The 10,165-nt window shown below is 71.0% G+C and carries 7 protein-coding genes; 1 reads left to right on the top strand and 6 read right to left on the bottom strand.

Features of this window, described 5'->3' with window-relative positions:
- Positions 1-211: 211 nt before the first annotated feature.
- The 5 genes from ACIRYZ_RS33645 to ACIRYZ_RS33625 all read right to left on the bottom strand — a co-directional run bounded on the left by ACIRYZ_RS33645 (position 212) and on the right by ACIRYZ_RS33625 (position 8,290).
- Positions 212-2,605, bottom strand: coding sequence for a non-reducing end alpha-L-arabinofuranosidase family hydrolase (locus ACIRYZ_RS33645; protein ID WP_402951868.1), 2,394 nt, complete (start codon positions 2,603-2,605; stop codon positions 212-214).
- Positions 2,606-3,018: 413 nt separating this feature from the next.
- Complete coding sequence (locus ACIRYZ_RS33640; protein WP_402951760.1) at positions 3,019-3,822, bottom strand: hypothetical protein; 804 nt, start codon at positions 3,820-3,822, stop codon at positions 3,019-3,021.
- On the bottom strand, positions 3,819-4,352 hold the full coding sequence (locus tag ACIRYZ_RS33635; RefSeq protein ID WP_396251465.1) for a SigE family RNA polymerase sigma factor: 534 nt from the start codon (positions 4,350-4,352) through the stop codon (positions 3,819-3,821). Before ACIRYZ_RS33635 ends, ACIRYZ_RS33640 begins: the two co-directional genes overlap by 4 nt.
- 131 nt (positions 4,353-4,483) lie before the next feature.
- On the bottom strand, positions 4,484-5,503 hold the full coding sequence (locus ACIRYZ_RS33630; RefSeq protein ID WP_402951757.1) for an expansin EXLX1 family cellulose-binding protein: 1,020 nt from the start codon (positions 5,501-5,503) through the stop codon (positions 4,484-4,486).
- 165 nt (positions 5,504-5,668) lie between these two features.
- Entirely contained in the window at positions 5,669-8,290 is a 2,622-nt protein-coding gene (locus ACIRYZ_RS33625; protein WP_402951755.1) for an RICIN domain-containing protein, read from the bottom strand.
- A 110-nt stretch (positions 8,291-8,400) separates the two neighbouring features.
- On the opposite strand from ACIRYZ_RS33625, the gene ACIRYZ_RS33620 reads away from it, so the two are divergent.
- Positions 8,401-8,682, top strand: coding sequence for a DUF1304 family protein (locus tag ACIRYZ_RS33620; RefSeq protein WP_402951752.1), 282 nt, complete (start codon positions 8,401-8,403; stop codon positions 8,680-8,682).
- A gap of 244 nt (positions 8,683-8,926) precedes the next feature.
- On the opposite strand, the gene mmsB is transcribed toward ACIRYZ_RS33620, so the two are convergent.
- Positions 8,927-10,162, bottom strand: coding sequence for a multiple monosaccharide ABC transporter permease (mmsB, locus tag ACIRYZ_RS33615; RefSeq protein WP_396251461.1), 1,236 nt, complete (start codon positions 10,160-10,162; stop codon positions 8,927-8,929).
- Positions 10,163-10,165: the final 3 nt, after the last annotated feature.

Here is a 10,165-nt window from a genome sequence, read left to right as displayed (position 1 = left end):
CGGGGACGGCCGCGGGCGCCGACTGACCTGCCGCCCCATGGGCCGCGGCGCGGGGCGCCCGGGGTGTCCCGGCCGGCCCCCCCCCACCCGGTGGGGGGCGCCCGCTCGTTCGAGCGGGCGCCCCGAAGGTTGTGTCCGCTCGGGAGGATCGGGTGCGGCCCCCGGTCGTCGGCAGGCCGCACCCGATCGCGATCGCCGCGGATCAGGCGGGTTAGCGCTGCAGGGTGAGGAGTCCGGGGCGCCAGGGGAGTTGGTCGTAGGGGCCGCCGGCGGTGGGGGACTTGCCCTGGTAGAGGAACTGCAGGTTGCAGGGGTCGATGGTCATGGTCTGGTCGGGGTTGTTGCGGACCAGGTCACCGTGGCTGATGTCGTTGGTCCAGGTGGCACCGCTGTTGGCCTTGCCCGCGAAGGGGTGGTCCTCGGTGGCGGCCTGCGGGGTCCAGGAACCGTTCAGGCTGGTGGCGGTGAACGAGCGGAAGTAGCGCTGCTCGTTCGCGCCCCGGGCCTCGACGATCATGAGGTACTGGTCCTGGCTCTGGACCTTGTAGACCTGGGGCGCCTCGAAGAGGTTCTTCACCGTGTCGCTCATGACGGTCGTGTACGAGGAGCCGAAGTTGCCCGGGAAGTTCCCGATCGGCATGCTCGCCCGGTAGATGCTGCCGTTGTCGCCGGCGAAGAACAGGTACATGTTCTGGTCGTCGGCGATCAGGGTCTGGTCGATCGGGGCGGCGCCGGGGATGCCGCCGGTGAACAGCGGCTGCGGCGCGGACCAGCCGTTGGGGTTGGTGGGGTCGTTCGACGTGCGGTAGATGAAGGGCCACGCACCCCACTGGTACGCCAGCACCCAGATCTTCTTGGGCGCGAAGTAGAACAGCGTGGGCGCCACCGCGGCCTGGCTCATCCCGGTCTGGCCGGCCGACGCCATGTCCGACCAGTTGGTGAACGGACTGAACATCATCGAGCCGTACGACGAGCCCGACACGTTCGACGCGTACACCAGGTGCTTGCCGTTGTACATCACGTCGGTGAAGTCCTTCACCGCGCCCCACCCGTTCGCCGGTTGCGCCAGCGCACCCGTGGAGGACCACCGGTAGGTCGACGGAAGGGCGCACGTGCCGCCCGTCGAGGTTGGCGTGGGGGTGGACGAGCCGGACCCGGACGGCCTGAGGTTCCAGTGCTGGTTGGCGGCGCCCCAGGAGTCCCAGATCTGGACGACGGTGCCGTTGTCGGTCTGGTTGCCGGGGGTCTCCAGGGCTCGGCCGCTGGCGACGTTGATGAGGGTGTAGGAGCCGTCGCTGTTCCGGGCGGCCTTCCAGTGCTGGTTGGCGCCGCCGTTGGAGTCCCAGACCTGCATCCTGGTGCCGTTGCCGGTCTGGTTGCCCGGTTCGTCCAGGACCCGGCCGCTGGCGATGTTGGTCAGGGTGTAGGAGCCGTCGCCGTTCCTGGCGGCCCGCCACTGCTGGTTGGCGGCATCGCCGTTGGCGTCCCACACCTGGAGCGGGGTGCCGTTGCCGTTCTGTCCCGCGTACTCGTCGAGGACGCGTCCGGCGGCCACGTTGGAGAGCGTGTAGACGCTGCCGGGGGTGATGCCGCCGCCCGGTGCACCGCCGGCGCTGCTCAGGGCGGTGAGCACCGCGTTGTAGGCGGGCTTCTTGTTGCCGTTGCCGTCGAAGAGCAGCGGGTTCTCCCCGGTGCGCCAGGAGTCGCTGTCGCGGATGCCCCACACGGTCATGCCCGTGCAGCGAGCGACGTTGAGGCAGTCCTGGACGGCGTTGGTGTACGCCGTGGTGGACGCCTGGGCGATGTCGAGTTCGGTGATCTGGACGTCCACGCCGAGCGCGGCGAAGTTGGACAAAGTGGTCTGGAAGCTGGCTGGTGGACCGCCGGCGCCGAAGTGGCTCTGGAAGCCGACGCAGTCGATGGGCACGCCGCGGGACTTGAAGTCCTTGACCATGCTGTAGACGCCCTGGGTCTTGGCGTCGGACCAGTTCTCGATGTTGTAGTCGTTGTAGCAGAGCTTGGCCGAGGGGTCGGCGGTGCGGGCGGTGCGGAAGGCCTCTTCGATGAAGCCGTTGCCCAGCACGTTCTGGAACACGGAGTCGCGGTGCTGGCCGCTGCCGCCGTCGGCGAAGGCCTCGTTGACCACGTCCCAGGCGTAGATCTTGCCTCTGTAGTGGGTCATCTCCTGGGTGATGTGGTTGTCCATCACGCTGCGCAGGGTGTTGGCGTCGGTGGTGGACTTGACCCAGTCGGGCAGTTGGGAGTGCCAGACCAGCGTGTGGCCGCGCATGCGTTGGCCGTGTGCGGAGGCGTGGTTGACGATCGAGTCGGCGGGGGCGAAGTTGAACGACCCGCGGGAGGGTTCGGTGGTGTCCCACTTCATCTCGTTCTCCGGGGTGACCATGGTGAATTCCCGGTCGAGAATGGTGGAGTACGTGGAGTCCCAGAGCCTGCCCGAGGACACTGCCGTGCCGAAGTAGCGGCCACTGCCGGCCGCTGCGTCGCCGACCGAGGTCGGCGTGGGGGCATTCGGCGTGAATGCGGCTTGGGCGACCAGCGGTACGGCGGCACCCACGGCGGCGAGCACCACGGCGGTGGCGATCAGGCGGCGGGTTGCCGGACGGCGGCGATGAGAACGTTTCTGATCTGGCAAAGGCTTGTCCTTCTGGCGCGGTGGGCCTTGGTCTCGGCCCTGTTTACCCGTCAGTTGCCGCTAAGCACAGAAAGGTTGCCGTGATCGGGGAGGAATATTTCGTCGAGCCGGAGAGTGGCGCAGCCCTCGTCCCGTCGGGGCGAGGTTTGACCGTGAGGACGCCGGCGGCGGTCCCGGTGTCGTCTGGCTGCGCACCGGCAAGTCACTCACCGTCGGAGGCCTTCGGCTGGTCGGCGACACAAACATCGCCGCTGGCCTCCGCGACCACGCCCGGAACCCGAACCGCCCACTCGCCACACCGGGCATCACGTGATCAAACCGGACGGATCACTGAACGACGCCACGCTGACCCCACCGTGCCGGTCTCAGCCTGCCGGGCCGAACCCTCCCCAGACCGAGGCGGGGCCGCCGATCGACTGGGCATCGACCCGGTAGCTGTCGTTCGCGGCGCTGCGCACGCCGGTGGCGTGGTTGAACTGGCCGGCGAATTCGTGCTGTCCGACCGGAACCGTGCGGCCCGGCTTGAGGACCCAGCGGTAGACCAGCACGCCGCCGGACTCCTGGACGGTGACCGTGAAGTCCTCGCTCGGCAGGGTCCGCCAGTTCCCGGTGTCCCGGACCTCGCCGGTTTGGGCGATCCGCAGCTCGACGGTGAGTGAGGTGAGCGGCTGGGTGGTCTTGAGGACGAGGTTGTGCTGGGCCCAGTAGACCGTGCTGTGCGAGTCGACCGATCCCTCCGACCACAGCGATCCGTTCGCGGGGCGACTGCTCGCCGAGGGGGTCGGGCGCGGACTGCCCGGGGTGGTGGTGGCCGGGGCGGGTACGGGGAGCGGAGCGACGGTGCCCGGGGCGGCCGATGGCGTCGGCGAAGGGGTGACCGTCGGGGACGGGGTCTTCGTCGGGAGCGGGCTGGCCGGAGCGGTGGTGACGGTGTCCGACGGCGGCGGTGTCCGGACGATGCCGGCGACGGCCAGGCCGCCGGTCGCCAGGACGCCGGCGGTGGCGAGGCCGGCGAGGGCGGCCCTGGGCCACGACCTCACGAACGACGGCGCGCGGTGGCGGACGGGAGGACCGGCCGCACCGCGTTCGACGCGGGCCAGGATCCGTGCGCGGTCGGGCCGGTGGGCTTCGGCAGCCTCGCGCAGCTGCCGGGTGATGTGCTCGTTCACCGTACGTTCCTCCTTCCTGTCGCCAGTTCGCCGACCGCTCGTGCGCCGAGTGCGTGTTCCAGCTCGGCCATCCCCTTCGAAGTCTGGCTCTTCACCGTACCGACCGAGATTCCCAGCGCCGCAGCGGTGTCCTTCTCCGACACGTCGAAGGCATGTCGCAGCACCACGCACGCCCGCTTGCGGAACGGCAACCGGGCGAGTGCCGTACGGACGTCCAGCACGGCAGCCACGTCCGGGCCGTCCGTTCTCTCGGGGGCACGTGACCAGAACAGCAGCACCCGGCGCCGCTCGCGGACCGCGCTGCGGATCCGGGCCCGGGCCATGTTGGCGACCACCCCGCGCGCGTAGGCGAGGGGGTGGTCGGCCGCGCGGAGCCGGTCCCAGCGTTGCCACAGGGCGATCAGGGCGTCCGCGGCGAGGTCGTCGGCCGCGTCCGTCTCGCCGGTCAGGAGGTGGGCGAGACGGGCGAGTTCGGAGTAGTGGCGTTCGAAGAAGTCGTGGAACTCCGCGGACGCGTCATCGAGGAGCATTTCCCCCGGTCGCCCTCTCCCTGCAATGTGAACGTTAACAACCGGCATGAGCGTAGCAGTGCCCGTCTCCGGGGCGGGGCGGTGGTCGCCCCGGAGGGGGACCACCGACGGCCGGCGGGTGAGCGGCGCGTTCAATGCCGGGCGAACTGGACTCGGGTCGGCTGGACGACGTCCGGCGTCACCGCGATCCCGTCGACGGCCAATTGCTCCCCGTAGACGTCGGTGACCCTGATCGATCCACCGCATCCGCTGCCGTCCGGGGAGAGGAAGTAGTTGTAGTCGGTGCGGGACAGCTGCCGCCAGCCGCCGGCGGTCCGGACCTCCAGCGTCGCCACCGGGTTCCGGTGGCCGATCACCTGGATCCCGCACCACCACTGGCTGGAACCGGTCTTGTAGCGGATCGACATCGTGTCCGGCGCCGTGCCGGGGCTCAGCACCGTCCAGGTGACCGGGAGGCGGCCCACCGAGAGGTTGGCCAGTTCGGCGAAGGCCTCGTGGCTGAGGTCGAGTTGCCCGGGCGCGCAGGGCAGGGGGCACTCGTTGACGATCCGCACCGTGATGCTCGCCCCGTTGGCGGCGCGGACGAGTACGGCGGCCCCGCACGCCCTGGACGACTCGTAGTCGGTGTGGTTCATCGCAGCGATCATGAGGTCACCGGACGGCCCGAACGAGCAGGCGCCGTTGCCGTCGGCGGCGTCGTAGGAGGTCGCGACGCCCTGGTAGTTCGTCCCGGGCTTGATCCGCCCGGCCAGGGACGCCGTGGCGGGCGCGGTGCCGTCACCGCCGATGGCGGCCGACGGTGACGGGGTGGCCCTGGTGGAGGTGGCGATGGGGGTCGACGGCTGCGGCGTGCGACTGGCCGACGGCGACGGGGTGCCGGTGGCGGCGGGCGCGGGGCTGGTGACCGATGGCGGTGCCGCCGACGGCGTGGGATCGGCCGCGACGCCGGTGCGGGGAGGCACGCTCGGCTCGGTGGCCGCGACGGAGGCAGCGGCAGTCGGCTCCGCGGCACCGGTGCCGCCTCCGCCACCCGGCAGGAGCGCGAAGGCCAGGCACACCAGTACACCGACCGCCACCAGCGCCAACGGAATGCCCATGACCAGCCCACGCCTGCGCTTCGACTGCGGGGCGGCGTGCTTCGTTGCCCTCATTCCCGTCCATTCGGTAGATCGACTCGACGTTGCACTGCCCAGTGGGCAGAGGGAACGGAAAGGTTGCCGCGCCGACGCAGGTTTCTCCCCGGCGTTCTCCCGGGGCCGGCCCGTGGGCGGGCGGGCGGGCGGCGCAGATCCCCGCCCGCCCACGGGCCGTGCCGGTCAGGACGGGTCGCCGTAGACCACGCCGCGGCCGTAGCCGCCGAGGTACACCCGGCCGTAGACATCGGGGTCGCCGGAGATGACGTTGATGACGCTCCCGCCGAACTGGTGCTGGTCGTCGTTGATCCGGACCCAGGTCGAGCCGCCGTCGATGGAGCGGAACAGGCCGATGACGCCCTTGACCTTCCCGCTCAGGTAGACGGCCTGGTAGCCGGCTCCGGGCGCCGCCTTGCCGAAACCGACGGCGCCCGCCTGCTCGACGCCGTCGAGCCTGCGGAAGGCCGCCCCGCCGTCGGTGGAGTGCCGCAGCCCGGTGCCCCCGCCGGCGATCCACAGGTCACCTGCGACGCCCGGGACGGCCTTGAGCTGCCCGTCGCCCAGCCCGGTGGCCCGGGCGGTGAAGTGTCGCCCACCGTCGGTGGAGGCGTACAGGGTGCCGCCGCTGAGGGCGTAGAAGGTGTTCGCCGCCGAACGGTCGGCCACCACGGCCGCGTCCTTGGGCAGACCGGAGACCGCCGCCCAGGACGCGCCCCGGTTGGTCGAGAGGAACGGCGCCTGGCCCGCCGGGGTCCACACCACGGTGCCGCCGTCCGCCGAGACGGCCGCCGACCCGCCGCCCGCGTCGCCCACCGGCGCCGCCGCGAACGGCGCCCAGTTCGCTCCGCCGTCGGTCGACCAGGCACCGTGCTGCGCGCCGCCGAGGCCGACCCGAACCACGAACTCCGGCTTGCCCTGGGCGAAGTCGATGCCGGTGGTGTTGGTGAACAGCGGCCCGCTCAGCGCCTTGGCAGGGACCTTGGTCAGGTCCTCGTGCCGGAACCCGCTGACGTCGCCGAGCGCACTGATCAGCGGCTGGCCGGGCGGCTTGACCAGTCCGAGTGTCGCGGTCTCCTCCAGCCCCCTGGCCGGGACGCTCCAGTGCGTCGGGCGCCCGTTGTCCGCCGCCGTCACGTCGGTGCTGCCCCACATGCCGGAGCCGGTGCCGTACAGCACGTGCCCGGAGTCGAAGGGGTCGATGGCCAGCGTGCCCATCCAGTGCCCGATGCCGGTCCCCACGTAGGGCGCCGCCGAGTTGTCGCGTTCCGAGGTCGCGCCGAGCGCCTTCCAGGTGGCGCCGCCGTCGGTCGATCGGTAGAGCTCGTCGGAGGGCCACCAGCGGTCCAGCGTGGTGACCATCACCGTGGCCGGGTGCTGCGGGTCGACCGCGAGGCCGGCGAAGCCGTAACTGCCGTTGGACGGCGAGACGTTCTTCCAGGCCCCGGTGGACGGCGTGTACTTCCACACCGAGCCGGCCGTCACTCCGTTCGGGCCGGGCGCGTTGGTGTACGTCAGGTAGAACGAGCCGTCGCCGGACAGCACGCCGTGCTGCGGCAGCTGGCCGGTCGGCTGGCCGGGGACGGCCTGCCAGGTGGCGCCGCCGTCGGTGGAACGGTACAGAGAGGTCGACTTGTCGGCCACCCCGACGTAGACCGTCCTGCTGCCGGACGGGCCGAAGGTCACGAAGGACAGGCCGACGCCGCTGCTCGCACCGTCCTTGACGGGGAAGCTGCCGACCTGGCTCCAGGTCGCGCCGTAGTCGTTGCTGCGCCAGAGGCCGTTCTTGCGGGTGCCCAGGTAGAGCGTGCGGTTGTCGGAGGGGTCGACCACCAGCCGCTCGCCCATGGACCGGCCGTCCTCGTTGCCGCCCAGCTTGAACGGCAGGTCGGTGCGCTGGAACGTCCGGCCCTGATCGGTGGAGCGCAGGATCGCGCCGTTGCCTGCCCAGTCGTTGGTGTAGGTGCCGCTGGCGAGGTACAGCCTGTTCGGGTCGACCGGGTCGGTCGCCAGGCTCTCGATCCCGAGCAGGTTCCAGTCGGTGCCGCCGATCCAGTCGGTCAGCGAGGTCCACCGTCCGGCGGCGGCGTCCCAGCGGTACGCGCCGCCGATGTCGGTCCGGGCGTACAGCAGGTCCTTGCGGGCGGGGTTGAAGACCAGTCCGGTGACGAAGCCGCCGCCGACGATCTGTGCGTTGTGCCAGGTGTACCCGCCCGCGCTGGACACGTTGACCAGCTTCCACTGCTGGTTGCTGCTGCCGATGTCGCCGTACTGGATGAGCGGTACGCCCTCCTCCGTGCCGCCGCCGCAGACGTCCAGCACCATGCCGCTGCCGCGGGAGACGAACTTCACCGCGCCGTCGCCGACGTCCTGCATCCGCCACTGCTGGGTGGCGGCGGCGCGGTCGGTCTGTTGCTCGACGGCGGCAACGGGCTGAGAGGAACCACCGCGCACTCCGAGGACCTTGTGGGTGCTGCGGTTCTCCAGCTCGTAGTAGCCGTCCCCCGCCAGTCGCAGCCGCCACTGCTGGCTGGCGGCCCCGGCGACGCGGTTCATCTGCCGGGCCCAGGCGCCGTCTGCCGCGTCCGCACCGGGCACGTCCAGGGCCTTGTCACTGCGGACGGACACCAGGGTGTAGTACGCGTCGGGATCTACGGACGCCGCGTTGGAGTCGGCCTGCACGAAGAGCAGGTACGGGCCGAGCACGCCGGGCACGCCCAGGGCCAGGCCCAGCGTGGTCCAGCGCCGACGGTGGCGCCCGCGGGGGCGTCGGCCACGACCGTTCGTCGTGGGGTCCGTCTCGTTCATGCGGGCTACTCCTTGCTTCGGCCCCGCCGCCGTGAACCGGCCCGTTCGGGCGGGGACACAGCGGTGGTCGGCGGTGTGATGGGGACGAGCCGAGGGGCTCTCCGCCCTCGGTGTCACCTGTCGGTTGCCGCCGGTGCGACAGGGGTTGCCGCCCACCGGAAGGAATTTCGGCCGGGTCGCGAGCCGGAAGGACGGTCCGCCCGACCGGCCGAGGGTCACTGGGCGGGCACCACGGTCGGCCGCCGGCCGACTCAGCCCGAGCGCGGGTCTTCTTCGCCTCCTGCGTCGCCGTCGCCGGCCTGTTCGGAGCCGCTACGTCCTCCCGCAAGATCCTCTTCGTGTGGACGGTGCCGGCACTGGTCGTGCTCGCCCTGGTGCTGTCGGCCCACTGAACCTCGTTCGAGGAGTGGCACCCCTCTCCTGGGAGGTGCCCGTTGCCCGGTTCTCCGGGCCGGGTGTCGTTCCCGTCCGTCGGGCGGTCGTGATGCCAACAGGCCCGGCGCGGAACCGCCGTACCGAGCTCCGGATCGGGGCCCGTCGGGTCCTGACCGTCGCGAGCGCGCTGCTCCGCTCTCGTGGAACAACGACGGGGCCGTGGTGCTGACGCACCGCGGCCCCGTCCCGCCGAGCGGTCTGTCAGGAGCCGGCCCGGCGCTTGTTGTAGACGTCGAATCCGACGGCCGCGAGCAGCACCAGGCCCTTGATGACCTGCTGGTAGTCGGTGCCGACGCCGACCAGCGACATGCCGTTGTTCAGTACGCCGAGCACCAGGCCGCCGATGATGGCGCCGAGGACGGTTCCCACGCCACCGCTGGCGGAGGCGCCGCCGATGAACGCGGCGGCGATGGCCTCCAGTTCGAAGTTGATGCCGGCCTGCGGGGTGCCGGCGTTGAGGCGAGCGGCGAAGACCAGACCGGCGAGCGCCGCGAGGACGCCCATGGTGGTGAAGGCGAGGAAGACGACCCGCTTGCTCTTCACCCCGGACAGCTTTGCCGCCGCCTCGTTGCCGCCGATGGCGTAGGTGTGCCGGCCGATGATCGAGTTGCGCATCAGGTAGCCGAAGCCGACCAGCAGGGCGCCGAGGATCAGCAGCACGATCGGCACGCCGTGGTAGCTGGCCAGCAGCAGGGTGAAGACGGCCACGGCCGCGGTGATCACGGCGAGTTTGGCGACGAACAGTCCGAGCGGGAGCAGCTCCAGCCCGTACGAGGCGGTCTGCCGCCGGCCGCGTACCTCCTGGAGTATCGCGACGGCCAGCACGGCGAGGCCCAGCAGCAGGGTGAGGTTGTGGTAGTTGGTGTGCGGGCCGACCTCGGGGAGGAAGCCGCTGCTGATGCTCTGGAAGCCCTTGGGGAACGGCGCCACCGACTGGCCCTGCAAAAGGATCTGGGTGCCACCGCGGAACAGCAGCATGCCCGCCAGGGTGACGATGAACGAGGGGATCCCCAGATAGGCGATCCAGAAGCCCTGCCAGGCGCCGGCGAGGGCGCCGATCACCAGCGCGGCCAGCATCGCCACGGGCCACGGCACGTGGTGCTTGACCATCATCACCGCGGCGGCGGCCCCGACGAAGGCGGCCAGCGAGCCGACCGAGAGGTCGATGTGCCCGGCGATGATGACGATCATCATCCCGATCGCCAGGATCAGGATGTAGCCGTTCTGCTGGATCAGGTTGGTGATGTTGAGCGGCTGGAGCAGGATGCCGTCCGTCCAGATCTGGAACAGCAGCACGATCAGTGCGAGCGCGACCAGCATGCCGTACTGGCGCACGTTGCCCTGCAGCGCGCGGGCCAGGACGGAGCCGATGGAGGGGCTCGGACCGGCCTGCGGTGCCTTCGGGGACGAATCCGGGATGATCTCGGTCTGGGCCATGCC

This window comes from Kitasatospora sp. NPDC101155, assembly GCF_044768305.1.
Taxonomy (GTDB): domain Bacteria; phylum Actinomycetota; class Actinomycetes; order Streptomycetales; family Streptomycetaceae; genus Kitasatospora.
The sequence above is the reverse complement of the archived record's forward strand: the minus strand, read 5'-3'. Positions and strand labels throughout refer to the sequence as shown.